This window comes from Pseudomonas delhiensis (assembly GCF_900187975.1).
In the GTDB taxonomy this organism is placed as follows: Bacteria; Pseudomonadota; Gammaproteobacteria; order Pseudomonadales; family Pseudomonadaceae; genus Pseudomonas; species Pseudomonas delhiensis.
In genome coordinates this window covers 75,388-99,663 of record NZ_FZPC01000005.1, presented here as the reverse complement: position 1 = coordinate 99,663, position 24,276 = coordinate 75,388, and the positions used below count along the sequence as shown (strand labels likewise).

Below are 24,276 nucleotides of genomic sequence, written 5' to 3'. Positions count from 1 at the left end.
CACCACCATGCTGAGTTTCATCGCACGCCGCTTCGGCCTGCTCATCCCCACCTTCTTCGGCGTCACGCTGCTGACCTTCGCGCTGATCCGCATGATCCCCGGCGACCCGGTCGAGGTGATGATGGGCGAGCGCCGCGTCGACCCGCAGATGCACGCCGAGGCCATGCACCGCCTGGGCCTGGACGAGCCGCTGTACCAGCAGTACCTGGACTACATCGGCAACCTCGCCCAGGGCAACCTCGGCGAATCCCTGGTCACCCGCGACAGCGTCTGGCACGAGTTCCTCACGCTGTTCCCGGCGACCCTGGAGCTGGCCATCGCGGCCATGCTGTTCGCCGGCACCTTCGGCCTGCTGGCCGGGGTGATCGCGGCGCTCAAGCGCGGCTCGATCTTCGACCATGGGGTGATGACCATCTCCCTGGCCGGCTACTCGATGCCGATCTTCTGGTGGGGCCTGATCCTCATCATGCTGTTCTCCGTGACACTCGGCTGGACGCCGGTGTCCGGGCGCCTGGACCTGCTCTACGACATTGAGCCTGTGACCGGCTTCATGCTCATCGACACCCTGCTCTCCGACGAGCAGGGCGCCTTCCTCGACGCCCTGCACCACCTGGTGCTGCCGGCCATCGTGCTGGGCACCATCCCGCTGGCGGTGATCGCCCGCATGACCCGCTCGGCGATGCTCGAGGTGCTGCGCGAGGACTACGTGCGCACCGCCCGCGCCAAGGGCCTGTCGCCGGCCCGGGTGGTGTTCGTGCACGCCCTGCGCAACGCCATGATCCCGGTGCTCACCGTGTTCGGCCTGCAGGTCGGCGCGCTGCTGGCCGGCGCCGTGCTGACCGAGACCATCTTCTCCTGGCCGGGCATCGGCAAGTGGCTGATCGACGCCATCAGCCGCCGCGACTACCCGGTGGTGCAGAACGGCATCCTGCTGGTCGCCACCCTGGTGATCCTGGTCAACTTCACCGTGGACATCCTCTACGGCCTGGTCAACCCGCGCATTCGCCACCAACGCTGAGGAGCCCGCGATGAATTCCATGCAAAACGCTCCCGCCGGCGACCCGAGCCTGGTCTACCCCTCGCCCCTGAAAGAGTTCTGGCAAGCTTTCGCGCACAACAAGGGTGCGGTCGGCGGCCTGGCGTTCATGGTGCTGATCGTCTTCTGCGCGCTGTTCGCGCCCTGGGTGGCGCCCCACGACCCCAGCGAGCAGTTCCGCGACTTCCTGCTCACCCCGCCGGTGTGGCTGGAGGGCGGCAGCGGGCAGTTCCTGCTGGGCACCGACGAAGTGGGCCGCGACATGCTCTCGCGGCTGATCTTCGGCGCCCGCCTGTCGCTGCTGATCGCCCTGAGCTCGGTGGTCATCTCGCTGCTGCCGGGGCTGGTGCTGGGCCTGGTCGCCGGCTTCTCGCCGACCCGCCTGGGCCCGGTGATCATGCGCCTGATGGACATCATGCTGGCGCTGCCCTCGCTGCTGCTGGCGGTGGCCATAGTCGCGGTGCTCGGCCCAGGGCTGTTCAATACCGTGATCGCCATCGCCGTGGTCTCGCTGCCCTCCTACGTGCGCCTGACCCGCGCGGCGGTGCTCGGCGAGGTCAACCGCGACTACGTCACCGCCTCGCGCCTGGCCGGCGCCGGCATCTGGCGGCTGATGTTCGTCACCGTGCTGCCCAACTGCATGGCGCCGCTGATCGTCCAGGCCACCCTGAGCTTCTCCTCGGCCATCCTCGACGCCGCCGCCCTGGGCTTCCTCGGCCTCGGCGTGCAGCCGCCGACCCCGGAGTGGGGCACCATGCTGGCCTCGGCGCGCGACTACATCGAGCGCGCCTGGTGGGTGGTGAGCCTGCCGGGCCTGGCCATCCTGCTCAGCGTGCTGGCGATCAACCTGGTGGGCGACGGCCTGCGCGACGCGCTGGACCCGAAACTCAAGAGCGCGGCCTGAGGACGATCCCGATGAAGACTGCGCTTTTCGTAGGAGCGAGCTTGCTCGCGAACCTGCATCCCCGCCATACCGACGTTCGCGAGCAAGCTCGCTCCTACAGGAAGAATTCGCTGGAGACCGCCGTATGAGCCTCCTGGAAATCCGCAACCTCTCGGTGCGCTTCGGCGGCGCCGACGCCGTGCCCGTGGTCGACGGCCTCGACCTGAACGTCGACAAGGGCGAGGTGCTGGCCATCGTCGGCGAGTCCGGCTCCGGCAAGTCGGTGACCATGATGGCGCTGATGGGCCTGATCGACTCCCCCGGGCGCATCACCGCCGACACCCTGCGCTTCGACGGCAGCGACATGCTCAGGCTCAAGGGCCGCGAGCGCCGGCGCATCGTCGGCAAGGACATCGCCATGGTCTTCCAGGACCCGATGACCGCCCTCAACCCCAGCTACACCGTGGGCTTCCAGATCGAGGAAGTGCTCAGGCTGCACCTCGGCCTGCGCGGCAAGGCCGCGCGCCAGCGCGCCCTGGAGCTGCTGGAGAAGGTCGAGATCCCCGGCGCCGCCCAGCGCCTGGACGCCTACCCGCACCAGCTCTCCGGCGGCATGAGCCAGCGCGTGGCGATCGCCATGGCCATCGCCGGCGAGCCCAAGCTGCTGATCGCCGACGAACCCACCACGGCGCTGGACGTGACCATCCAGGCGCAGATCATGGAACTGCTGCTGAACCTGCAGCGCGACGAGGGCATGGCGCTGATCCTGATCACCCACGACCTCGCCGTGGTCGCCGAGACCGCCCAGCGCGTCTGCGTGATGTATGCGGGCCAGGCGGTGGAGATCGGCCAGGTGCCGGCGCTGTTCGACCTGCCCACCCACCCCTACACCGAGGCGCTGCTGAAAGCGATTCCCGAGCACAGTGCCGGCGAAGAGCGCCTGGCCACCCTGCCCGGCATCGTCCCCGGCCGCTACGACCGCCCGCAGGGCTGCCTGCTGTCGCCGCGCTGCCCCTACGTGCACGACGACTGCCGCGCCACCCGCCCGGCCCTGGAACCCCACGTCCGCGGCGCGGTGCGCTGCTACTACCCGCTGAACCTCAAGGAGGTGGTCTGATGGAAGCCGTACTGACCGCCCGCGACCTGACCCGCCACTACGACATCGCCCAGGGCCTGTTCAAGCCCCACGCCCTGGTCCGCGCCCTCAACGGCGTGTCCTTCGAACTGCAGGCCGGCAAGACCCTGGCGGTGGTCGGCGAGTCCGGCTGCGGCAAGTCCACCCTGGCCCGCGCCCTGACGCTGATCGAGGAGCCCACCTCCGGCTCCCTGCGCATCGCCGGGCAGGAGGTGAAGGGCGCCAGCCACGAGCAGCGCAGGCAATTGCGCCGCGACGTGCAGATGGTGTTCCAGAACCCCTACGCCTCGCTCAACCCGCGGCAGAAGATCGGCGACCAGCTCGGCGAGCCGCTGCTGATCAACACCAGCCTGTCGCGCGGCGAGCGCCGCGAGCGGGTACAGGCGATGATGCAGCAGGTGGGCCTGCGCCCGGAGCACTACCAGCGTTACCCGCACATGTTCTCCGGCGGCCAGCGCCAGCGCATCGCCCTGGCCCGCGCCATGATGCTGCAGCCCAAGGTGCTGGTGGCCGACGAGCCGACCTCGGCGCTGGACGTGTCGATCCAGGCCCAGGTGCTCAACCTGTTCATGGACCTGCAGGAAGAGTTCGGCACCGCCTACGTGTTCATCTCCCACAACCTGGCGGTGGTGCGCCACGTGGCCGACGACGTGCTGGTGATGTACCTCGGCCGCCCGGCGGAAATGGGCCCGGCGGACAAGCTCTACGAACGTCCGCTGCACCCCTACACCCGCGCCCTGCTCTCGGCCACCCCGGCCATCCACCCGGACCCGGGCAAGCCGAAGATCAAGATCCAGGGCGAGCTGCCCAACCCGCTCAACCCGCCCAGCGGCTGCGCCTTCCACAAGCGCTGCCCCTATGCGACGGAGCGCTGCAAGGTGGAGGTGCCGGCGCTGCGGCCGCTGGATGAGCGGCAGGTGGCTTGTCACCATGCGGAGCAGTTTCTGGGGTAGCCGGGGACGGTGGTGCTCGTGCTGGGTCCCGTTCCCTCTCCCCAGCCCTCGGCTGCGCGCCCCGCCCTGAAGGGAGAGGGAGCTTGTCCGTGCCGGCTGGAGGTAAGGTTTCAGCCGGATAGCACAGCGTCCGGCTAACGCCGAATTATCAGCGCACTCCGAACGGCCCCCTCTCCCTCCGGGAGAGGGCTGGGGTGAGGGGAACGGAGCATCCCTGTAATCCACAACGCCCCCACACACCCACCTCCTCTTGTAGGAGCGAGCTTGCTCGCGAACCCGCCCAACCCCACAGCCCCCGGCGAAATCCCTTCGCGAGCAAGCTCACTCCTACACCTCCCTCAACAATGCCAACCGCGCCCCGAACCCGATCAGCAGGGAAGCAAAAGCCCACTGCTGCACCCGCTGCGCCAAGGCATGCCGCTCCAGCCAGCGTCCCAGCCGGGCCCCGCTCAGCGCGTAGAAACCGTCGAAAGCCAAGCCCACCAACACCAGCACCGCCCCCAGCGCGCCAAACTGCAACGCCAACGGCCCCGCATCCGGCCGCACGAACTGCGGCAGCAGCACCGAACAGAACAACAACGCCTTGGGATTGAGCAGATTGGTCAACAACCCATTGCCAAAGGCCCGCCGCCAACTCCGCGCCTGGACCTCGGCCACAGGCTCGATACCAGCCAACGACGGCCGCGCCAGCAACATGCGCAGCCCCAGCCACGCCAGGTAGGCCGCGCCGGCCAGGCGCACCGCATCGAAGGTCCAGGGCACGCTGCGGAACAGCAGGGCCAGCCCGGCGCCGGCCAGCGCCACGTGGCAGGCCCGCGCCGCGGCCAGGCCCAGGGCGGTGACCAGGGCCGCGCGGCCGCCGCGGCTGGCGCCGGTGTGCAGCAGCAGGAGCATGTCCGGCCCGGGCAGCAGGTAGACCATCGCCAGGGCCAGCAGGAAGACGCCGAAATCCATGGTTCGCACTCCGCAGGAAGGGATTCCGGTCAAGGATTCTATGCCCGAAGGCCAGGGCAGGTGCTTGCGTATTCGGCTTGCCAACTCAGGTAGTTTTGGCATTATCTGCCAATCCAAACCCTGAAAGCTGGCCAGATATGCCAAACCACAAGCTTGACGCCTACGACCACCGCATCCTCGCCGCGCTGCAGCGCGACGGCCGCCTGAGCAACGTGCAGCTGGCCGAGGCCATCGGCCTGTCGCCCTCCCCCTGCCTGCGCCGCGTGCGCCTGCTGGAGGAGGCCGGGGTGATCCGCCGCTACGGCGCCGACCTGGACCGCGACCAGGTCGGCCTGGGCCTGACGGTATTCGTCGGGATCAAGGTGGAGCGCCACCACGAGGAACACGCCGAGGCCTTCCGCCAGGCGGTGATCGACCTGCCCGAGGTGATCTCGGTGCACCTGGTCTCCGGAGAGTCGGACTTCCTGCTGCAGGTGGTGGTGCCGGACCTGCGCGCCTACGAGCGCTTCCTCACCGGCACCCTGCTGAAGCTGCCGGGGGTGAGCGACATCCGCAGCAACTTCGCCATCAGCACCCTCAAGGAATCGGCGCCGCTGCCCCTGCAGCACCTGCCGCGCTAGCCGCGGAAGAAGCGGTAGAAGCGCCGCAGCTCGTCCTGGGCCGCTTCCAGGGTCGTCTCGGCGAAGCGCACCTCGGCGTGGGCCGGGCACTGCGCCAGGCGGCCCAGGTCCAGGGGGTGGACGAAGCCGAGCAGCGGGTAGCCGCCCATGCTCTGGTGGTCGGCCAGCAGGACGATGGGTTGGCCGTCCGGCGGCACCTGGATGGCGCCGCGGACCATGCCCAGCGACCACTGCCGGCGCGGCGCGCGCAGCGGCTCGCCGTGCAGGCGCGCGCCCATGCGGTCGGACTGCGGGCTGAGCTGCCAGGTGCGGCTGAAGAAGGCCGCGCGCTGCCCGGGTTCGAAGGCATCCGCATCGCCACCGTGCAGCACGCGCAGCACGGGCGTCTCGCGGTAGTCCGGCACGTAGGGCCAGGGCACGCTGGCACCGCGCGCGAAGGCTTCGCCGCAGGCCTCGCAGGGCAGCAGGTCGCCTTCCGCCAGCGCCCGGCCGTCGCCGTGCAGGCCGCCCAGCCCCTCACGGAGCTGGGTGGCGACGCTGCCCAGCACCGGTTCGACACGGAAGCCGCCCGCCACCGCCAGGTAGGCGCGCTGGCCGCTGGCGGCGAAGCCCAGTTCCAGTTCCTGCCCGGCATGCACGACGAAGCGCGACCAGCCGGGACGCGCTTCGCCATCCAGCCGAACCGGCACCTGCGCACCGCACAGCGCCAGCCAGCAATCGACTTCCGCCCGCAGGCGCAGGCCGCCCAGGGCCACTTCCAGCAGCGGCGTGCCCCAGGCATTGCCCAGCAACTGGTTGGCCCAGGCCGCGGCATGGATATCCACAGCCCCGCCCGGCGATACCCCGAGGTGCTGCCAGCCATGGCGGCCGGCGTCCTGCAACAGGCTCAGCGGCCCGGCCCTGAGCACCCGCAGGCCGCTCATGGGCAGCCTCCGGCGCGGCGGAAGGCAGCTTCGTCGATGGGCAGGAAGCGCACCCGGTCGCCCACCGCCAGCGGGCAGGGTGGCTCCTGATGCGGATCGAACAGGCGTTGCGCGGTGAGCCCCAGCAGGTGCCAGCCGCCCGGCGAGGCCTGTGGATAGACCGCGGTCTGCCGCTCGGCGATGGCCAGGCTGCCGGCAGGCACGCGGGTGCGCGGGTTGGCCCGGCGCGGCAGGGCCAGGCGCTCGTCCAGCTCGCCCAGGTAGGCGAAGCCCGGGGCGAAACCGATGGCGCCCACGCGGTACTCGCGGGCGCAGTGCAGCTCGATCACCTGCCCGGTGCCCAGGCCGCAGGCCCGCGCCACTTCCGCCAGGTCCTCGCCGGCGTACCACACCGGGATTTCATGCAGGCGCCCGGCGGCGTCGTCCGGCTCGGGGCCGGGCCAGCCCGCCAGCAGGGGCGCCAGGCGGCGCTGCAGGTCGAGGGCGTCGGTGCGGCGCAGGTCGTAATGCAGCAGCAGGGTGGTCCAGCCCGGCACCAGGTCGGTCAGCAGCTCGCCCAGGGCCGCGCGCAGGCGTTCGGCCAGGGCGGCGATGCGCAGCGGCAGGTGCGCGTCCGGGCGTTCGGCCAGGGTCAGCAGCAGGGCTTCGGCGCCGAAGGGCTCGACGCGGATCATGCGGCGTCCAGCAGGCCACGCAGGCGCCGCAGCACCGCCAGGGATTCGGGGTTGTCGCCATGCACGCAGAGGCTGTCGGCGCGCAGCCGCAGGGGGTTGCCGTCGATGTCCGGGAAGGGCTCGCCGCGGGCGATGGCCAGGGCCTGGTCGAGGATGCGCTGCGGCTCGTGGTGCACCGCGCCGGCCAGGCGCCGCGGGGCCAGTTGGCCGTCGGGCAGGTAGGCGCGGTCGGCGAAGGCCTCGAACATCAGCGGCACGTCGGCGGCGTCGGCCATGGCCAGTTCGCGGCGGTTGTCGGCCAGGGCCAGGACCATCAGCGGCAGGCCCTTGCGGTAGGCCGCGCAGGCATCGAGCACCGCGGTCAGCAGGGCGTCGTCGCGGACCAGGTCGTTGTACAGCGCGCCGTGGGGCTTCACGTAGTCGACGCAGGTGCCGGCGGCGCGGCAGAAGGCGTCCAGCGCGCCCACCTGGTACAGCACCAGGGCCTGCACCTCTTCCGGCGAGCAGCTCATGTGGCGGCGGCCGAAGCCGGCCAGGTCGGGGTAGGACGGGTGCGCGCCTATGCTCACTCCCTGCTCCACCGCCAGGCGCACGGTGCGCTGGAGGGTCAGCGGGTCGCCGGCATGGAAGCCGCAGGCCAGGTTGGCCTGGTCGATCAGCGGCATGGCGTGGACGTCGTCGCCCATGCGCCAGGCGCCGTAGCTTTCCCCCATGTCGCAGTTGAGCAGGATGCGAGTTGACTGATCGGTCATGATTCTGCCTCGACTTCGCCGGCGAGTTTCGGAAACACCCCTAGGGTAAACCAGAGGGCCATCATTTAGTCTTAGGAATATTCAGTAACGATTCAGGGGAGTAATATCCTCCGCCTCTTCCCGCCGAAAGCCATCGAATCGAAGATGAAAGCCCTGATCCTGGCGGCCTACGCGGCCTGCATCGCCTATGTGCACGTGCGTGGCAAGGTCCGTCACAAGCTGTCCCGGCAGTTGAGCGACCACTCCAGCTTCCTCGCCCCGCTGAACTGCTTCATGTACCTGTTCTCCAAGGTACCCAACACCCCCTACCTGACGCCCAACGCCTTCCCGGAGATGCAGAAGCTCACCGACAACTGGGAAGTCATCCGCGCCGAGGCCCTGCGCCTGCGCGAGGCCGGCAGCATCAAGCGCTCCGAGCAGTACAACGACGTCGGCTTCAACTCCTTCTTCAAGACCGGCTGGAAGCGCTTCTACCTGAAGTGGTACGACGACGCCCACCCCTCGGCCGACGTGGTCTGCCCGCAGACCACCGCGCTGCTGCGGGAAATCCCCTCGGTGAAGGCAGCGATGTTCGCCGAGCTGCCGCCGGGCTCGCGCCTGGTGCGCCACCGCGACCCCTACGCCGGCTCGCTGCGCTACCACCTGGGGCTGTTCACGCCGAACGACGAGGGCTGCTTCATCGAGGTCGATGGCCAGCGCTATTCGTGGAAGGACGGCGAGGCCGTGGTGTTCGACGAGACCTACATCCACTACGCCGAGAACACCACCGGGCACGACCGGGTGATCCTCTTCTGCGACGTCGAGCGGCCGCTGAAGTACCGCTGGGCGCAGGCCTTCAACCGCTGGTTCAGCCGCAACGTGATGGCCGCCGCGGCCTCGCCCAACGACGCCGGCGACAAGACCGGCGGCATCAACCGCGCCTTCGGCACGCTGTACAAGATCCGCCTGCAGGGCAAGGCGCTGAAGAAGCGCAACCGCAAGCTGTACTACCTGCAGAAGTGGGCGTTCTTCGGGGCGATCCTGGCGTTCATTCTCTGGATCTGAAGGTGCGGTGCTCTTCGTAGGAGCGAGCTTGCTCGCGAACCGGGCAGGCACGGAGCCGGGATTGGTTCGCGAGCAAGCTCGCTCCTACAGGTGATAACCGGGCATATCGGCGCGATTCGCGGATGAGATCCGCTCCTACGCTACCCCACCCATGCCATTCCCCTGTAGGAGCGCGCCCTGCGCGCGAAATCGCGGGCAGGGCCCGCTCCTACAGGTAGCTGGGAAACACGGCATTCTCCCCGTAGGAGCGGACCTTGTCCGCGATGACCGGGCATATCGGCGCGATTCGCGGATGAGATCCGCTCCTACGCTGCCCCACCCATGCCATTCCCATGTAGGAGCGCGCCCTGCGCGCGAAATCGCGGGCAGGGCCCGCTCCTACAGGTTGTGGAACACGCATGGCCGTAGAGACGTAGGGGAATAACCGTTCGCGGTTATCCGCCGTTATCGCTTGGCGCCGAGGCGGCGAATAACACCTGAGGCGTTATCCCCCTACATCCTGCAGCCTGCCGCCCTAATAAACATCCCGCCGATAGCGCCCCTCCTCCAGCAACGCCTCCACCGCCAGGTCGCCCAGCGCTTCGCGCAGCACCGCGTCCACGCCGCCGGCCATGCCCTCCAGGCTGCCGCAGACGTAGATGGCGGCGCCCTCTTCCAGCCACTGCGTCAATTCCACGGTGCGTTCGCGCAGCACGTCCTGCACGTAGACCTTTTCCGCCTGGTCGCGGGAGAAGGCCACGTCCAGGCGCTGCAGTTCGCCGCTGAGCAGGTAGTCCTCCAGCTCTTCGCGGCAGTAGAAGTCGTGCTCGCGGTTGCGTTCGCCGAACAGCAGCCAGTTGCGCCGGCGGCCGGCGCCGATGCTGGCGCGCAGCAGCGAACGCAGGCCGGCCAGGCCGGTGCCGTTGCCGATCAGCAGCAGCGGGCGGTCGTCCTCCGGCAGGTGGAAGCCGGCGTTGCGGCGCAGGCGCAGGGCCAAGCCGGCGCCGGGCTGCAGGTATTCGGTGAGCCAGCCGGAGCCCACGCCCAGGCTGCCGTCGGTGTGGCGTTCCTGGCGCACGATCAGCTCCAGGGCGCCGTCGCTGGGCAGCGAGGCGATGGAGTATTCCCGCGCCGCCAGCGGCACCAGGGCATCCACCACGGCCTGGGCATGCAGGCCGACCAGATGGCCGTGGGAAACCGGCAGTTCGCGCCCGGCCAGGGCATCGGCCAGGGCCACGCTGCCGCCCTCGACCGCGACGCGGGTCTGGCCGTCCAGGCCCAGGCGCGCCAGCCAGGCCAGCACGCGCTCGCGGGGATGCTGCGGGAGGATTTCCACCAGGTCGCCGGCGCGCCAGTCGGCGGCGCTGCCGGCCGGCGGCTGCAGGCGCAGCAGCCAGGTGGACTGGCCCTGGCTGCCGGGGTTGAGGTGTTCGCGGGCGGCCAGGCTCCACAGCTCGTATTGCGGCGCGGCAAAGGGCGCCGGCGCGGTCGTGCCGGTGAGTTGCGCCAGATGTTGCTGCCACTCGCGCAGGGCGGCGGCGTCGCCGTTGTCCACTTCCACGCCGTCGAACAGCGGCTGCGCGCCCTGCCCTTGCAGCCAGCCCTGCAAGCGCCGGGCGAAGCCGCAGAAGGCCTGGTACTGGCGGTCGCCCAGGGCGAGCATGGCGAAGCGCAGCTGGCCGAGGCCGGCGGCTTCGCCGAGCAGCTTGCGCTCGAAGCCGCGGGCGCTGTCCGGGGCCTCGCCGTCGCCGAAGGTGCTGACCACGAAGAGCGCGTTGCGCGTCTGCTCCAGTTGCTGGCGGTCCAGGCGCGCCAGGGGCTCGACGCGCACCGCCAGGCCCGCGGCCTGCAACTGCCCGGCGCTCTGCCAGGCCAGTTGCTCGGCGAAACCGCTCTGGCTGGCGTAGCCCACCAGCCAGGCATCGGCGCCGCCGGCGCCAGCCAGTTCGACGCGGGCGGCCTGGGCGGCCTTCTTCTTGCGCCGGCGGTCGAGGTAGAGCAGCCAGCCGGTGACGAAGAACAGCGGCATGGCCAGGCTCGCCAGCATCATCAGGATGCGCCCGGGCATGCCGAAGTAGCTGCCCACGTGCAGGGCGTAGACGCTGGTCAGCAGTTGCTTGCCGAAGCTGCTGTCGGCGTAGCGCTTGTCGCCCAGCAGGCGGCCGCTCTTCGGCTCGATGCGCATTTCGTTGAAGGCGCGTTCGTGGGCGGCGTCGTCCAGGCGGTAGAACACCGTGGCCGGCTGCCCGCCCACCGGCGGCAGGCGCAGGTTGTAGGCCGCAAGGCCGGGGCCGGCGGTGCTGCGCAGGGTGTTCCAGAGGGCGCTGTAGTCCACTTCCAGCGGCGGCCCCTTGGGCGCTTCGCCGCCACGGCCACCGCGGCCGCCCTGGCGCTGCTGGCCGGCCGGGGCGTCGTCGAGCAGCTTGAACAGCGCGCCGCGGTACCAGTCGTAGGACCAGTACAGGCCGGTCAGCGAGGCCAGCAGGTAGAAGGCCAGGCACCAGGTGCCGGCCACCGCGTGCAGGTCCCAGTTGAAGGCGCGGCCCTTCTTGCGCCAGTCCAGGGCCAGCCAGGCGCGCCAGCTGAGCAGCTTGCGCGGCCAGCGCAGGTACAGGCCGGAGAGGCAGAAGTAGATGAGGATCAGGGTGCAGGCCGCGGTCACCTGCTTGCCGAACTCGCCCAGGGCCAGGAAGCGGTGCAGCTGCATGACGAACATGAAGATGCCTTCCCCGGACGGCGCCGGCAGGAAGGCCGCGGTGTAGGGGTCGACGTAGCGCGACTCGCCGCGGCGCTGGCCCGGCGGAGGGGTGTAGAAGACGCGGCCGGCCTCGTCGCCGTCCACCGTGACCCAGACGAAGGAGACCTTCTTGCCCGGTTCGGCGGCTTCCACCCGCTGCACCAGCTCGTCCAGCGCCAGGGTGCCGCCGGGCTGCTTCTGCACGGTAAGGCTGGCAGGGTTGAAGGCGCGCAGCAGTTCGTCCTGGAACGACAGCGCCGCCCCGGTCACGCCCATCAGGGCCAACACCAGGCCGGCGCTTATGCCGAAGAACCAATGCAGCTGGAACCAGACTTTCTTCAACACCTTGCTCTCACCTCAGGCGCGGGGCGCCAAACATAGAAAACCCCGCCCGAAGGAGCAACGGGCGGGGTGCACGGAAGGCCGTGCGATCAGAAGTGCAGGTTCACCCCCAGCAGCGCGGTGCGGCCCGGGGCCACGTGGGCCATGTGGGTGCTGTAGACCTGGTCGAAGTAACGCTTGTCGGTCAGGTTCTGCACGTTCAGCTGCAGGTCGACGTTCTTGCTCAGCTTGTAGCTGGCCATGGCGTCGTAGCGCCAGTAGGACGGGATGTAGGTCGAGTTGGCAGTGTTGCCGAACTGCTTGTCCACGTAGGTGGTGCCGCCGCCGATGGTCAGGTCCTGGAGCAGCTCGTAGGTGGTCCACAGGGTGAAGTTGTTCGGCGCCACCTGCGGCATGCGGTTGCCTTCGTCGGACTGGGTGCTCGACTTGCGGATCTCGCTATCCAGGTAGGTGTAGCCGCCGAAGACCTTCCACTTGGGCGTCAGCTGGCCGCTGAAGCCCAGTTCCACGCCCTGTACGCGCTGTTCGCCGTCGAGCACCTGGAAGGAGCTGTTGTCCGGGTCGGCGACGCGGGCGTTGGTCTTGTCGGTGCGGAACACCGCGGCGTTCAGCGACAGCGCCTCGTCGAAGAAGTCCCACTTGGTGCCCAGCTCCAGGTTGCGGTTGCGTTCCGGGTCCAGGTTGGTGTTGGCCGCGCTGACTTCCTGGCCGCCCTCGCCTGCGGTCTCGCCGCTGGGGTTGCTGGAGGTGGACCAGGCCAGGTAGATGCTGCCGTTGGGCAGCGGCTTGTAGACCAGGCCGGTCTGGTAGTTCCAGAAGTGGGTGTTGCTCTCGCGCTTGAAGTTGCCCGGCGCCGAGCCGCGGCCACCGGTGCTGTAGCCACTGGACTTGGTGTCGAAGTCGTCGTAGCGCAGGCCCAGGTTCAGGTCCCACTGCTCGTTGAGCTTGAGGGTGTCGAACACGTAGGCGGCCGAGGTCTTGGTATCGGTGTCGGTATAGGCCTGGCTGTCGACGATGCTGCCGGTCCAGGGGTCCTTGGGCGTCGGGTTGGCCAGGCTGGTGCAGTCGCCGCTGGCCAGCAGGGCGGCGTTGCAGGTGTTGCCCGCGGCCCCCGGGGTCACCACGTAGGGACGGTTGTGCACGTCCTCGTAGCTGAACTCCAGGCCGGTCACCAGGCTGTGCTTGATGAAGCCGGTGTCGAAGCTGGCCTTCAGGTCGGTCTGGTTGACCCAGCCCTTGGAGGTGGAGTTGCGGTTCTTCGACGAGCGATAGACGTAGCCGTTGGCCACGTTGCCGCGGCTGTCGTCGGGGTTGCTGACCACGTAGTCGAGGGTGGTGCGGACCATGCGGAAGCTGTTGGACAGCGTCAGGTCGTCGTTGAGGTCGTGCTCGATGCGGAAGGTGCCGCTGTCGGTGGTGCTCTTGCGGTAGTCGCGGTGGGTCAGGCCGTAGAAGTTGTCGCGATCGACCGATGCCGGCTTGCTCGGGTTGTGCTTGCTGCGGCCGACGTTGGTCAGCGGCAGGCCGTAGTCCGGGATGTCGTCGGTATCCAGGTGGTAGTACGAGAGGGTCGCGCGGGTCGGGCTGTTGAAGCCGAAGGTGACGGTCGGCGCCACGCCCCAGCGGCTGACGCTGACGCCGTCGCGGCCGGCGACGTTGGCCTCGTGCTTCATCAGGTTCAGGCGGAAGGCCGCGTTGTCGCCCAGGGTGTGGTTGACGTCCAGGGTGGTGCGGTGGGTCTGGTCGGAACCGTAGGTGAAGCTGGCGTCGTTGAAGTCCTGCAGCTTGGCGGTCTTGCTGACCAGGTTCAGGCTGCCGCCGGTGGAGCCGGCGCCGGTGTAGGCCGAGCCCGGGCCCTTGCTGACCTCGATCTGCTCGATGTTGAACACCTCGCGGGTCTGCGAGGCGACGTCGCGCATGCCGTCCAGGAAGGTGTCGCTCTCGGCGTTGAAGCCACGGATGAACGGACGGTCGCCCGCCGGGTTGCCGCCCTCGCCGGCGCCGAAGGTAATGCCGGGGGTGGTGCGCAGGGCATCCACCAGGGTCAGGGCGCCGGTGTCCTTGATCACCTGCTGCGGGATCACGGTGACGGTCTTGGGCGTCTCGAGCAGCGGCGCGGTGTACTTCTGCGAGGCCGATTGCTGGACGTTGTAGGTTTCCTCGCCCGGCTGGCCGACGACGGTGTCGGCATCCAGCGACAGCACATCCTGCGCGGGCTTCTTCTCGGTGGATTCCGCCGCCTGGGCGAAGTGGCTGCCGGACATGGCGGTGATGGCCACACCGACGGCGGAGACCAGCAGGCGCGGAGCGCTGGTGGCTTCGACAGTTTGACGCGACATCGAAAGTTCCCTCCCCAGGGACTTGCTGAAGGCCGCGAAATCTAGTGCAAAACGAGAATATGTATCAATTAGTAAATATTATCAGACGCACTTTCTTTACAACATTTACATTTGCCCCGTGCGACCGTTCGCCACCTCCGCTATACGCTGCAAATGCAAATGTCTATCATCGGCGTCGGATTTTCATCTGACCGAGCCCCACCATGCTGCTGCACATTCCCGGCCTGTTCACCCGCGACGAGGTGACACGCATCCGTACCGCCCTGGAACAGGCCGAGTGGGGCGACGGCAAGGTCACCGCCGGCTACCAGTCGGCCAGGGCCAAGCACAACCTGCAGCTGGCCCAGGACCACCCGCTGGCCCGCGAGATCGCCGAGGCCATGCTCCAGCGCCTGTGGCAGAACCCGCTGTTCATGTCCGCCGCCCTGCCGCACAAGGTGTTCCCGCCGCTGTTCAACTGCTACACCGGCGGCGGCAGCTTCGACTTCCACATCGACAACGCCGTGCGCGACGTGCACAACGGCCGCGAGCGGGTGCGCACCGACCTGTCCTCCACGCTGTTCTTCAGCGACCCCGAGGACTACGACGGCGGCGAACTGGTGATCCAGGACACCTACGGCGAGCAGCGCGTGAAGCTGCCGGCCGGCGATCTGGTGCTCTACCCCGGCACCAGCCTGCACAAGGTCGAGCCGGTGACCCGCGGCGCGCGCCTGGCCTCGTTCTTCTGGACCCAGAGCCTGGTGCGCGAGGACAGCCAGCGCGCCCTGCTGTTCCAGATGGACCAGGCGATCCAGAAGCTCACCCGCGACGTGCCGGAGCACCCGGCCCTGGTCGAGCTGACCGGCACCTACCACAACCTGCTGCGGCGCTGGGTCGAGGTCTGACATGGCGTTCCTCCTGCGCCGGCGCGAAGAGCTCTCGGTGGAGCAGCTGCGCGCCCGCCTGGCCAGCGACCCGCGCCAGGCCGCGGCGGCCATCCTCGAAGCCGCGCGCCAGGGCGATGTCGAGGCCCAGGCGCTGCTCGGGCAGATCCTCCTCGACGGCCAGGGCATCGAGCGCGACCCGGCGCTGGCGGTGACCTGGTTCCGCATTGCCGCCGAACGCGGCCACGCCATGGCCCGCAACATGCTCGGGCGCTGCCTGGAGCACGGCTGGGGCGTGCCCGCCGACCCCGCCGAAGCGGCCGAACACTATGCCCGCGCGGCGGCCGTGGACCTCGACTGGGGCCTGTACAACCTGGCCAACCTGCTGGCCACCGGCCGCGGCGTGCCGCGCGACGCGGCCCATGCCCTGGCGCTGTACCGGCGCGCCGCCGACCTCGGCCACGCCAAGTCGATGAACCTGGTCGGCCGCCATCACGAGGAAGGCCTGTGCGTGCCGCGCAACCCCGAGCTGGCCCGCGAGTGGTACCGCCGCTCGGCCATCGCCGGCGACTTCCGCGGCCAGTTCAGCCACGCCGCGGCGCAGGCCGAGCAAGGCGAGGTGGAGGACGCGCGCTACTGGCTGCTGCGCGCCCTGGAAGGCGGCAACCTGAACTTCCTGCGGGTGGCCCGCGAGCAGCTGGAGCGGGCGCCGCAGCCGGAACTGCGCAGCCTGGCCCTGGCCTACTACCGGCGCGCCGCGGAGATCGGCGAGACGGCCGACGCAGACCTGTTCGCCGCCGCGCTCAAGCGCCTGTGAATGGCGTCTTGACGTTTTTTTCACATACCCTTGCCCCGCCCTTCACACGTGCCCCGCTAGGCTCGCAGCCCAACTGACCGCCCCGGACGGGCGGCCCCTGCAATGCGAGGCAAGCGTGTCGACTGCAACCACCCCCTCCCCCCGCAAGGTGGACTGGGCCGGCCTGGGCTGGCTGCTGCTGTTCTTCTGGTACTTCTCCGGCGTCACCCAGGCGCTGATCCTGTTCAGCGGCACCACCGGCTTCGCCGGCTTCCGCGACGCCTTCTTCCTCAGCAGCCTGTGGCTGGCCCCGGCCCTGCTGCTGCCGCGCTTCACCCGTGGCCTGGCGGCGCTGATCGGCCTGGTGCTGTGGGCGGCCTCGCTGGTGGGCCTGAGCTACTTCGGCATCTACCACCAGGAGTTCTCGCAGAGCGTCATCTTCGTCATGTTCGAATCGAACACGGCCGAGGCCAGCGAGTACTTCAGCCAGTACTTCAGCACCTGGCTGTGCCTGGCCCTGCTGCTCTACACGGCGGTGGCGGTGCTGCTGTGGCGACGCGTGCGCCCGCTGCGCATGCCGGCGCCGGCCCGGGTGGCCCTGGCCATGCTGCTGGTGGCGGCGAACCTGGCGTACCCCTTCTACAAGCAGATGGTCACCCAGGACCGCAGCTTCGCCGAGGCCCTGGAGAAGGTGCAGCAGCGCATGGAGCCGGCGGTGCCCTGGCAACTGGCCGTGGGCTATGCGCAGTACCGCCAGCAGCTGGACAACATGCAAAAGCTGCTCGACCGCAACGCCGCCCTGCCGCCGCTGAAGAACCTGCGGGACGGCAGCGGCGAGGCGCCGCGCACCCTGGTGCTGGTGCTGGGCGAATCCACCACCCGCGAACACATGCACCTGTACGGCTACGACCGGCCGACCACGCCGAACCTCGACGCCCTGGCCGCCGCCGACCGCAACCTCACGGTGTTCAAGGACGTGGTCTCGCCGCGCCCCTACACCATCGAGGTGATGCAGCAGATCCTCACCTTCGGCGACGAACAGCACCCGGACCGCTTCCTCACCGACCCGTCGCTGATCAACCTGATGAAACAGGCCGGCTACAAGACGTTCTGGATCACCAACCAGCAGACCATGACCAAGCGCAACACCATGCTCACCACCTTCTCGCAGCAGACGGACGAGCAGTTCTACCTGAACAACCAGCGCAACCAGAACGCCCGCCAGTACGACGACGTGGTCTTCGCGCCCTTCGAGCAGGTGCTCAGGGACCCGGCGCCGAAGAAGCTCATCGTGGTGCACCTGCTGGGCACGCACATGGACTACCGCTACCGCTATCCCGAGGCCTCGGCCCGCTTCAAGGACCGCCAGGGCGTGCCGGCCGGGCTCTCCGACGACCGGGCCGACACCTACAACGCCTACGACAACGCGGTGCTGCACAACGACTTCGTGGTCGCCAGCCTGATCAAGCGCTACGCCGCCAGCGAAGCGAACGGCTTCCTGGTGTACCTCTCCGACCATGGCGAGGAGGTCTTCAGCTCCGGCAAGCACGACCGCCTGGGGCGCAACGAGGGCGACCCGACGCGGCCGATGTACACCATCCCCTTCCTGCTCTGGACCTCGCCGAGCTGGCAGCAGGCGCACCCGCGCGACCTGCAGGCGATGAGCGGGCGGCCCTACAGCAGCTCGCACCTGATCCACACCCTGTCCGACCTGGCCGGCCTGAACTACGACGGCTACGAGCCGGGCAAGAGCCTGGTCAGTCCCGAGTTCGTCGCGGCGCCGCGCTGGATCGGCGACCCCTACGCGAAGAACGGCCTGCACGAGTTCGACAAGCTGCCGCTGGAGAACGCCACGGGCGACCAGCAGTTGGCCAAGGTCGGCAAGGCACCGGCCACCGCCCAGGTGCGCCAGGCCAACGAGGGTTGAGGCCGCGCGGGCCCTGCCCGCGAATCGCGCGCAGGGCGCGCTCCTACATGGAATGGCGTAGGTGGGGCAGCGTAGGAGCGGATCTCATCCGCGAATCGCGCCGATACCTCCGGCTATCGCGGACAAGGTCCGCTCCTACAGGGGGATACCGTGCCTCACGGCGAACTGTAGGAGCGGGCCCTGCCCGCGAATCGCGCGCAGGGCGCGCTCCTACATGGAATGGCGTAGGTGGGGCAGCGTAGGAGCGGATCTCATCCGCGAATCGCGCCGACACCTCCGGCTATCGCGGACAAGGTCCGCTCCAGGGGGATACCGTGCCTCACGACGAACTGTAGGAGCGGGCCCTGCCCGCGATTCGCGCGCAGGGCGCGCTCCTACATGGAATGGCGTGGCTGGGGTCGCGTAGGAGCGGATCTCATCCGCGAATCGCGCCGACACCTCCGGCTATCGCGGACAAGGTCCGCTCCACAGGGGGATACCGTGCCTCACGGCGAACTGTAGGAGCGGGCCCTGCCCGCGAATCGCGCGCAGGGCGCGCTCCTACATGGAATGGCGTAGGTGCGGCAGCGTAGGAGCGGATCTCATCCGCGAATCGCGCCGATACGTCCGGCGATCGCGGACGGAGTCCGCTCCTACGGAACAGGAAAAACGCCTTCGTAGGATGAGTGATACCCATCGCCATGGCCCCATGGGTCTAGCGCATCGCGGCGCACGAGCAACGAACGCCCAAAGAAAAAGCCCCGCATCGCGGGGCTTCTTCGACTCACCAGCGGCTTAGATGTAGAAGGCCTTCAGCGGCGGGAAGCCGTTGAATTCCACCGCGCTGTAGCTGGTGGTGTAGGCACCGGTGGACAGCCAGTACAGGCGGTCGCCGGCGGCCAGGTTCAGCGGCAGGCCGTACTTGTAGTGCTCGTACATGATGTCGGCGCTGTCGCAGGTCGGGCCGGCGATCACCACTTCTTCCATCTCGCCCTTCTTCTCGGTCCAGATGGGGAACTTGATCGACTCGTCCATGGTTTCGATCAGGCCGGAGAACTTGCCCACGTCGGCGTAGACCCAGCGCTCCACCGCGGTGCGCGACTTGCGCGCCACCAGCACCACTTCGCTGACCAGGATGCCGGCGTTGGCGATCAGCGAGCGGCCCGGCTCGAGGATGATCTCCGGCAGGTCGTCGCCGAAGTCTTCCTTGAGGAAGCGGATGATTTCCTCGGCGTAGGTTTCCAGGTCGTTGGTCTTGGCGATGTAGTTGGCCGGGAAGCCGCCGCCCATGTTGATCATCTGCAGGGTGATGCCGTCTTCTTCCTTCAGGCGCTCGAAGATCACCTTGACCTTGGCGATGGCCGCGTCCCACACCGAGATGTCGCGCTGCTGCGAGCCGACGTGGAAGGAGATGCCGTAGGGCACCAGGCCCAACTGGCGGGCGAGGATCAGAAGGTCCATGGCCATGTCGGTCTGGCAGCCGAACTTGCGCGACAGCGGCCAGTCGGCGGTGGTCGAACCCTCGGTGAGGATGCGCACGTAGACCTTGGAGCCCGGCGCGGCCTTGGCGATGTTGCGCAGGTCGGCCTCGGAGTCGGTGGCGAACAGGCGCACGCCCTTCTCGAAGAAGTAGCGGATGTCCTTGGCTTTCTTGATGGTGTTGCCGTAGCTGATGCGCTCCGGGCCCACGCCGGTCTTCATCACCTTGTCCAGCTCGTAGATCGAGGCGATGTCGAAGTTCGAGCCCTTGTCGCGCAGCAGCTCGGTGATCTCGGTGGCCGGGTTGGCCTTGACCGCGTAGTACACCTTGGCGAACGGGAAGCAGTGGGTCAGCTGGTCGTAGGCGTTGGCGATGGTCTGCTTGTCGATGACGACGAAGGGGGTTTCCTGCTTGTCGGCGAATGCCTTCATGCGCTGGAAGGTTTCAGGGGCGAAGTAATCCTCGACCTTGATGGACATGGTTGGGACTCCCAATGGCAAAACACATGGATACGTAGGGGTGAAGCTGAACGTCTAATCCGTTTCCCCACTTTGGTTCGCCTACTTCCCAAGGCATGTCGCCGAGGATCAGACCTCCGATGTTCCAGCGGCTACTGCAACCCTCTCATGGCTAGGCGCTTCGCCGCAGACAGTAGTGGACCTACGGCAAGGCGGAGCAACAACGCCAGGAGAGGGTTGCGGGAGTCGCAGGGCACCAGAGGCGACCTCTCGTCGTCAGTACTTGAGCCGGATGGATCGTTTCCAGCATGGACGTTCGGGCGCGAACTTTAGGACCTGAAGTCCGCGAGTTCAACCAGAAATTGCCGCTTTCCCGAATCCCTTTGTCGCCTGGCCGGTTGACTGTTCTAGATACTCGACAAAATGCACGGAATACCGCACAGCCTGGGCGTTCCAGGGGTATCGGACGCACGTTCGGATCGATCCGATCATCCCCCTTCTTTTTGACAGACCGGGGACAACGGCGAGGGTTCAGCCGAAGCGTCGCCATGCACCTTTCGTTGGGGAAAGTTCGCGCGCCAGCCTCGGAAACCCTACCCACGGGAGGAACCCATACTCCCCGCCCCTGTCGGACGAAACCCCGGCGTTCGCCAACGCGCCCGCCGTATCCGGTTATCATCCGGTTCCTTTTCCGCGTGCCCCCGACCCAGGGATAGGTCACTGGGGCCGGCCCGCTTGCCTTGCCAAGGAGTACCCGCATCATGCTCGACCTCGCCGCGGCGTTCATCACGCTCACCACCCTGCTCACCTACGTGAATTACCGCTTCGTGCGGCTGCCGCCGACCATCGGCGTGATGGCCACGGCGCTGGTGTTCTCGCTCATCGCCCAGGGCCTGTCGATGGCCGGCTACCCGGTGCTGGAGGTGGAGATGCAGGAGATCATCCGCCGCATCGACTTCTCCGAGGTGCTGATGACCTGGTTCCTGCCCGCGCTGCTGTTCGCCGGCGCCCTGCACGTGAACCTGGGCGACCTGCGCAACTACAAGTGGCCCATCGGCCTGCTGGCCACCGTCGGCGTGCTGATCGCCACCACGGTGATCGGCTACCTGGCCTACTACACCTTCGCCCTGTTCGGCTGGCACGTGGACTTCATCTACTGCCTGCTGTTCGGCGCGCTCATCTCGCCCACCGACCCCATCGCCGTGCTCGGCATCCTGCGCTCGGCCGGCGCGCCCAAGCCGCTGGCCACCACCATCGTCGGCGAGTCGCTGTTCAACGACGGCACCGCGGTGGTGGTCTTCACCATCCTCTTCGGCATCCTCCAAGCCGGCGAGGCGCCCACCGTCTCGGCCACCGCCTGGCTGTTCCTGCAGGAAGCGGTGGGCGGCGTGCTGTTCGGCGCGGCCCTGGGCTACGGGGTGTTCCTGATGATGCGCGGCATCGACCAGTACCAGGTGGAGGTGATGCTGACCCTCGCCCTGGTCATCGGCGGCGCCGCCCTGGCCGCGCGCCTGCACGTGTCGGCGCCGATCGCCATGGTGGTGGCCGGGCTGATCATCGGCAACCACGTCCGCCAGTACGCCATGTCCGACGAGACGCGGCGCTACGTCGACAAGTTCTGGGAGCTGATCGACGAAATCCTCAACGCCCTGCTGTTCGCCCTGATCGGCCTGGAGCTGCTCCTGCTGCCGTTCAACTGGCTGCACGTGGTGGCCGCCTTCGTCCTCGGCGGCGCGGTGCTGGTCTCGCGCCTGCTCACCGTGGCCCCGGCCATCCTGGTGCTGCGCCAGACCGAGGCCGGCGGCCGCCAGGTGCCGCGCGGGACCATCCGCATCCTGGTCTGGGGCGGCCTGCGCGGCGGCGTCTCGGTGGCCCTGGCGCTGTCGCTGCCGCTGGGCGAGCAGCGCGACCTGATCCTCAGCCTGACCTACGTGGTGGTGCTGGTGTCCATCCTGCTCCAGGGCCTGTCCATCGGCCCGCTGGTGCGCGCCATCTACCGTGGCGAGGCACGCCCGGCGGCGGACGAGCATTGAAGTCCGGCCTTGCGTCGCCGCGGCTGCTGGCGACGCAAGGCTTTGGGTTATAATCCCGCGCTTTTCCGGGCCGTCCGCGCCCGCCGTCACCGAACTCCAGCAGGCACGCACCCATGACCATCCAGGCCGCCGAAGTCGCCAAGCGCCGTACCTTCGCGATCATCTCCCACCCCGACGCAGGCAAGACCACCATCACCGAGAAGCTGCTGCTGATGGGCAAGGCCATCGCCGTCGCCGGTACCGTGAAGTCGCGCAAGTCCGACCGCCACGCGACCTCCGACTGGATGGAAATGGAGAAGCAGCGCGGCATTTCCATCACCACCTCGGTGATGCAGTTCCCCTACCGCGAGCACATGATCAACCTGCTCGACACCCCCGGCCACGAAGACTTCTCCGAAGACACCTACCGCACCCTGACCGCGGTGGACTCGGCGCTGATGGTGCTGGACGGCGGCAAGGGCGTGGAACCGCGGACCATCGCCCTGATGGAAGTCTGCCGCCTGCGCGACACGCCCATCGTCAGCTTCATCAACAAGCTCGACCGCGACATCCGCGACCCCATCGAACTGCTCGACGAGATCGAGGCGGTGCTGAAGATCAAGGCCGCGCCCATCACCTGGCCGATCGGCTGCTACAAGGACTTCAAGGGTGTCTACCACCTGGCCCAGGACAAGATCATCGTCTACGTCCCCGGCCACGGCCACGAGCGCATCGAGACCCAGGTCATCGACAAGCTGGACTCCGACGAGGCCCGCGCGCACCTGGGCGACCTCTACGACAACTTCCTCGAAGAGCTGGAACTGGTGCAGGGCGCCTGCCACGAATTCGACAAGCAAGCCTTCCTCAAGGGCGAGATGACCCCGGTGTTCTTCGGTACCGCGCTGGGCAACTTCGGCGTCGACCAGGTGCTCGACTGCATCGTCGACTGGGCCCCGCAGCCGCTGGCGCGCGCCACCCACGAGCGCGAGGTGCAGCCCACCGAGGAGAAGTTCACAGGCTTCGTGTTCAAGATCCAGGCGAACATGGACCCGAAACACCGCGACCGCATCGCCTTCATGCGCATCTGCTCGGGCAAGTACGAGAAGGGCATGAAGATGCGCCACGTGCGCCTGGGCAAGGACGTGAAGATCGCCGACGCCCTGACCTTCTTCTCCAGCGAGCGCGAGCAGCTGGAGGAAGCCTTCGCCGGCGACATCATCGGCCTGCACAACCACGGCACCATCCAGATCGGCGACACCTTCACCGAGGGTGAGAACCTGGGCTTCACCGGCATCCCGCACTTCGCCCCGGAACTGTTCCGCCGCGTGCGCCTGAAGGACCCGCTGAAGTCCAAGCAGCTGCGCCAGGGCCTGCAGGAACTGGCCGAGGAAGGCGCCACCCAGGTGTTCTTCCCCGAGCGCAACAACGACATCATCCTCGGCGCCGTGGGCGTGCTGCAGTTCGACGTGGTCGCCAGCCGCCTGAAGGAGGAATACAAGGTCGAGTGCGCCTACGAGAACATCAACGTCTGGTCGGCCCGCTGGATCGAGTGCAAGGACGAGAAGAAGCTCAAGGAGTTCAAGGACAAGGCCTTCGAGAACCTCTCCGTGGACGGCGGCGGCCACCTCACCTACCTGGCCCCCACCCGCGTCAACCTGAGCCTGATGGAAGAGCGCTGGCCGGACATCAAATTCCGCGCCACCCGCGAGCACCACTGAGTTCGGTGCCTTGCGAAAACGCCCGCCGTTGTGCGGGCGTTTTCGTTTGGGGTGGGTTCGCGAGCAAGCTCGCTCCTACGAAAAGCAGGTGCCACGCCCGACCTGTAGGAGCGAGCTTGCTCGCGAACCGCCCCACACACCTCCCTTCCCGGATAAATCCGATACCTCTTCCTGCCATGCTCCCAGCGTCACCCAAGCATGGAGCACCCCATGGGCTTCCACGGAAAGGACCTGCGCAAGGGCCGTCATTCCATATCCGGTCAGATTTACCTGGTCACAACGGTCACTCCCCATCGCGAGCGTCTCTTCGAGGACTGGGCGACCGCCTGCCAGGTCTGCCGGCAGATCCACCATGCCGAGGAGTTACGGACTCTGGCCTGGGTACTAATGCCGGATCACCTCCATTGGCTGCTCCAGCTTCAGGAAGAGAGCCTGGAACGCGCGATGCGACGCTTCAAATCACGAACGGCTATCGCCATCAACGCAGCCTCGCGGCGAACAGGAAAAGCCTGGCAATCCGGCTACCACGACCGAGCCCTGCGACGCGAAGAAGACCTCAAGGCCGTCGCCCGCTACATCATCGCCAATCCGATACGTGCCGGCCTGGTGAAACGCGTCGCCGACTACCCCTTCTGGAATGCCATCTGGCTGTGATGCCGCAGGGGCTCTTCG

The 24,276-nt window shown here is 68.0% G+C and carries 19 protein-coding genes; 12 read left to right on the top strand and 7 right to left on the bottom strand.

From position 1 onward, the window contains the following. The first annotated feature begins 7 nt into the window (after window positions 1-7). From CHC02_RS05905 to CHC02_RS05890, 4 genes are all read left to right on the top strand, one after another. Window positions 8-1,018 carry an ABC transporter permease subunit gene (locus tag CHC02_RS05905; RefSeq protein WP_089390572.1) on the top strand — a complete coding sequence of 337 codons (1,011 nt, stop codon included), beginning with the start codon at window positions 8-10 and terminating at the stop codon, window positions 1,016-1,018. Between the two features lie 10 nt (window positions 1,019-1,028). Continuing rightward, on the top strand, window positions 1,029-1,940 hold the full coding sequence (locus CHC02_RS05900) for an ABC transporter permease subunit (RefSeq protein ID WP_089390571.1): 912 nt from the start codon (window positions 1,029-1,031) through the stop codon (window positions 1,938-1,940). 124 nt (window positions 1,941-2,064) lie between these two features. Beyond that, window positions 2,065-3,036, top strand: a complete 972-nt coding sequence (locus CHC02_RS05895; RefSeq protein WP_089390570.1) for an ABC transporter ATP-binding protein — start codon at window positions 2,065-2,067, stop codon at window positions 3,034-3,036. Continuing rightward, window positions 3,036-4,007, top strand: coding sequence for a peptide ABC transporter ATP-binding protein (locus CHC02_RS05890; protein WP_089390569.1), 972 nt, complete (start codon window positions 3,036-3,038; stop codon window positions 4,005-4,007). Before CHC02_RS05895 ends, CHC02_RS05890 begins: the two co-directional genes overlap by 1 nt. Before the next feature lie 327 nt (window positions 4,008-4,334). Here CHC02_RS05890 and CHC02_RS05885 read toward each other — a convergent pair whose 3' ends face one another. Then, window positions 4,335-4,961: a LysE family translocator gene (locus tag CHC02_RS05885; protein ID WP_089390568.1), complete on the bottom strand. Its 627-nt coding sequence runs from the start codon at window positions 4,959-4,961 to the stop codon at window positions 4,335-4,337. 137 nt (window positions 4,962-5,098) lie between these two features. Between CHC02_RS05885 and CHC02_RS05880 the strand changes: the two genes are divergently transcribed. Beyond that, window positions 5,099-5,581: an Lrp/AsnC family transcriptional regulator gene (locus CHC02_RS05880; RefSeq protein WP_089390567.1), complete on the top strand. Its 483-nt coding sequence runs from the start codon at window positions 5,099-5,101 to the stop codon at window positions 5,579-5,581. Here the strand turns inward: CHC02_RS05880 and CHC02_RS05875 are convergent. The 3 genes from CHC02_RS05875 to CHC02_RS05865 are packed head-to-tail and all read right to left on the bottom strand — an operon-like array spanning window position 5,578 to window position 7,930. After that, window positions 5,578-6,504 carry a 5-oxoprolinase subunit C family protein gene (locus CHC02_RS05875; protein WP_089390566.1) on the bottom strand — a complete coding sequence of 309 codons (927 nt, stop codon included), beginning with the start codon at window positions 6,502-6,504 and terminating at the stop codon, window positions 5,578-5,580. The genes CHC02_RS05880 and CHC02_RS05875 overlap by 4 nt on opposite strands. Continuing rightward, entirely contained in the window at window positions 6,501-7,178 is a 678-nt protein-coding gene (gene pxpB, locus CHC02_RS05870) for a 5-oxoprolinase subunit PxpB (protein WP_089390565.1), read from the bottom strand. The genes CHC02_RS05875 and pxpB overlap by 4 nt, the downstream gene beginning before the upstream one ends. After that, the gene (locus tag CHC02_RS05865; protein ID WP_089390564.1) at window positions 7,175-7,930 is read right to left on the bottom strand and encodes a 5-oxoprolinase subunit PxpA; all 756 of its coding nucleotides are present in this window, start codon (window positions 7,928-7,930) and stop codon (window positions 7,175-7,177) included. Before CHC02_RS05865 ends, pxpB begins: the two co-directional genes overlap by 4 nt. A 144-nt stretch (window positions 7,931-8,074) precedes the next feature. Here CHC02_RS05865 and lpxO point away from each other — a divergent pair, with 144 nt between their 5' ends. After that, window positions 8,075-8,974 carry a lipid A hydroxylase LpxO gene (gene lpxO / locus CHC02_RS05860; protein WP_089390563.1) on the top strand — a complete coding sequence of 300 codons (900 nt, stop codon included), beginning with the start codon at window positions 8,075-8,077 and terminating at the stop codon, window positions 8,972-8,974. Window positions 8,975-9,488: 514 nt separating this feature from the next. Here lpxO and CHC02_RS05855 read toward each other — a convergent pair. After that, complete coding sequence (locus CHC02_RS05855; protein ID WP_244161026.1) at window positions 9,489-12,032, bottom strand: PepSY domain-containing protein; 2,544 nt, start codon at window positions 12,030-12,032, stop codon at window positions 9,489-9,491. Between the two features lie 89 nt (window positions 12,033-12,121). Next, the gene (locus CHC02_RS05850) at window positions 12,122-14,371 is read right to left on the bottom strand and encodes a TonB-dependent receptor (RefSeq protein ID WP_089390561.1); all 2,250 of its coding nucleotides are present in this window, start codon (window positions 14,369-14,371) and stop codon (window positions 12,122-12,124) included. A 203-nt stretch (window positions 14,372-14,574) separates the two neighbouring features. On the opposite strand from CHC02_RS05850, the gene CHC02_RS05845 reads away from it, so the two are divergent. From CHC02_RS05845 to CHC02_RS05835, 3 genes are all read left to right on the top strand, one after another. Further along, window positions 14,575-15,255, top strand: coding sequence for a Fe2+-dependent dioxygenase (locus CHC02_RS05845; protein WP_089390560.1), 681 nt, complete (start codon window positions 14,575-14,577; stop codon window positions 15,253-15,255). Between the two features lies 1 nt (window position 15,256). Continuing rightward, on the top strand, window positions 15,257-16,051 hold the full coding sequence (locus CHC02_RS05840; protein WP_089390559.1) for a tetratricopeptide repeat protein: 795 nt from the start codon (window positions 15,257-15,259) through the stop codon (window positions 16,049-16,051). A 115-nt stretch (window positions 16,052-16,166) separates the two neighbouring features. Continuing rightward, window positions 16,167-17,957: a phosphoethanolamine transferase CptA gene (locus tag CHC02_RS05835; protein ID WP_089390558.1), complete on the top strand. Its 1,791-nt coding sequence runs from the start codon at window positions 16,167-16,169 to the stop codon at window positions 17,955-17,957. Window positions 17,958-18,731: 774 nt separating this feature from the next. Here the strand turns inward: CHC02_RS05835 and CHC02_RS05830 are convergent. Next, a complete protein-coding gene (locus CHC02_RS05830; protein ID WP_089390557.1) occupies window positions 18,732-19,895 on the bottom strand; it encodes a type III PLP-dependent enzyme in 1,164 nt (387 codons plus the stop codon). A 740-nt stretch (window positions 19,896-20,635) separates the two neighbouring features. Between CHC02_RS05830 and CHC02_RS05825 the strand changes: the two genes are divergently transcribed. The 3 genes from CHC02_RS05825 to CHC02_RS05815 all read left to right on the top strand — a co-directional run bounded on the left by CHC02_RS05825 (window position 20,636) and on the right by CHC02_RS05815 (window position 24,258). Then, window positions 20,636-21,907, top strand: coding sequence for a cation:proton antiporter (locus tag CHC02_RS05825; protein WP_089390556.1), 1,272 nt, complete (start codon window positions 20,636-20,638; stop codon window positions 21,905-21,907). 113 nt (window positions 21,908-22,020) lie between these two features. Then, on the top strand, window positions 22,021-23,604 hold the full coding sequence (locus tag CHC02_RS05820; RefSeq protein ID WP_089390555.1) for a peptide chain release factor 3: 1,584 nt from the start codon (window positions 22,021-22,023) through the stop codon (window positions 23,602-23,604). A gap of 210 nt (window positions 23,605-23,814) precedes the next feature. Beyond that, on the top strand, window positions 23,815-24,258 hold the full coding sequence (locus tag CHC02_RS05815; RefSeq protein ID WP_089390554.1) for an REP-associated tyrosine transposase: 444 nt from the start codon (window positions 23,815-23,817) through the stop codon (window positions 24,256-24,258). The last annotated feature ends 18 nt before the right edge of the window (window positions 24,259-24,276 follow it).

Coding starts and splice junctions, on each gene's coding strand:
- CHC02_RS05845 (WP_089390560.1), top strand. CDS start 14,575: ATGCTGCTGCACATTCCCGGCCTGTTCACCCGCGACGAGGTGACACGC.
- CHC02_RS05900 (WP_089390571.1), top strand. CDS start 1,029: ATGAATTCCATGCAAAACGCTCCCGCCGGCGACCCGAGCCTGGTCTAC.
- CHC02_RS05880 (WP_089390567.1), top strand. CDS start 5,099: ATGCCAAACCACAAGCTTGACGCCTACGACCACCGCATCCTCGCCGCG.
- CHC02_RS05895 (WP_089390570.1), top strand. CDS start 2,065: ATGAGCCTCCTGGAAATCCGCAACCTCTCGGTGCGCTTCGGCGGCGCC.
- CHC02_RS05820 (WP_089390555.1), top strand. CDS start 22,021: ATGACCATCCAGGCCGCCGAAGTCGCCAAGCGCCGTACCTTCGCGATC.
- CHC02_RS05875 (WP_089390566.1), bottom strand. CDS start 6,504: ATGAGCGGCCTGCGGGTGCTCAGGGCCGGGCCGCTGAGCCTGTTGCAG.
- lpxO (WP_089390563.1), top strand. CDS start 8,075: ATGAAAGCCCTGATCCTGGCGGCCTACGCGGCCTGCATCGCCTATGTG.
- CHC02_RS05815 (WP_089390554.1), top strand. CDS start 23,815: ATGGGCTTCCACGGAAAGGACCTGCGCAAGGGCCGTCATTCCATATCC.
- CHC02_RS05850 (WP_089390561.1), bottom strand. CDS start 14,371: ATGTCGCGTCAAACTGTCGAAGCCACCAGCGCTCCGCGCCTGCTGGTC.
- CHC02_RS05890 (WP_089390569.1), top strand. CDS start 3,036: ATGGAAGCCGTACTGACCGCCCGCGACCTGACCCGCCACTACGACATC.
- CHC02_RS05905 (WP_089390572.1), top strand. CDS start 8: ATGCTGAGTTTCATCGCACGCCGCTTCGGCCTGCTCATCCCCACCTTC.
- CHC02_RS05825 (WP_089390556.1), top strand. CDS start 20,636: ATGCTCGACCTCGCCGCGGCGTTCATCACGCTCACCACCCTGCTCACC.
- pxpB (WP_089390565.1), bottom strand. CDS start 7,178: ATGATCCGCGTCGAGCCCTTCGGCGCCGAAGCCCTGCTGCTGACCCTG.
- CHC02_RS05830 (WP_089390557.1), bottom strand. CDS start 19,895: ATGTCCATCAAGGTCGAGGATTACTTCGCCCCTGAAACCTTCCAGCGC.
- CHC02_RS05865 (WP_089390564.1), bottom strand. CDS start 7,930: ATGACCGATCAGTCAACTCGCATCCTGCTCAACTGCGACATGGGGGAA.
- CHC02_RS05885 (WP_089390568.1), bottom strand. CDS start 4,961: ATGGATTTCGGCGTCTTCCTGCTGGCCCTGGCGATGGTCTACCTGCTG.
- CHC02_RS05840 (WP_089390559.1), top strand. CDS start 15,257: ATGGCGTTCCTCCTGCGCCGGCGCGAAGAGCTCTCGGTGGAGCAGCTG.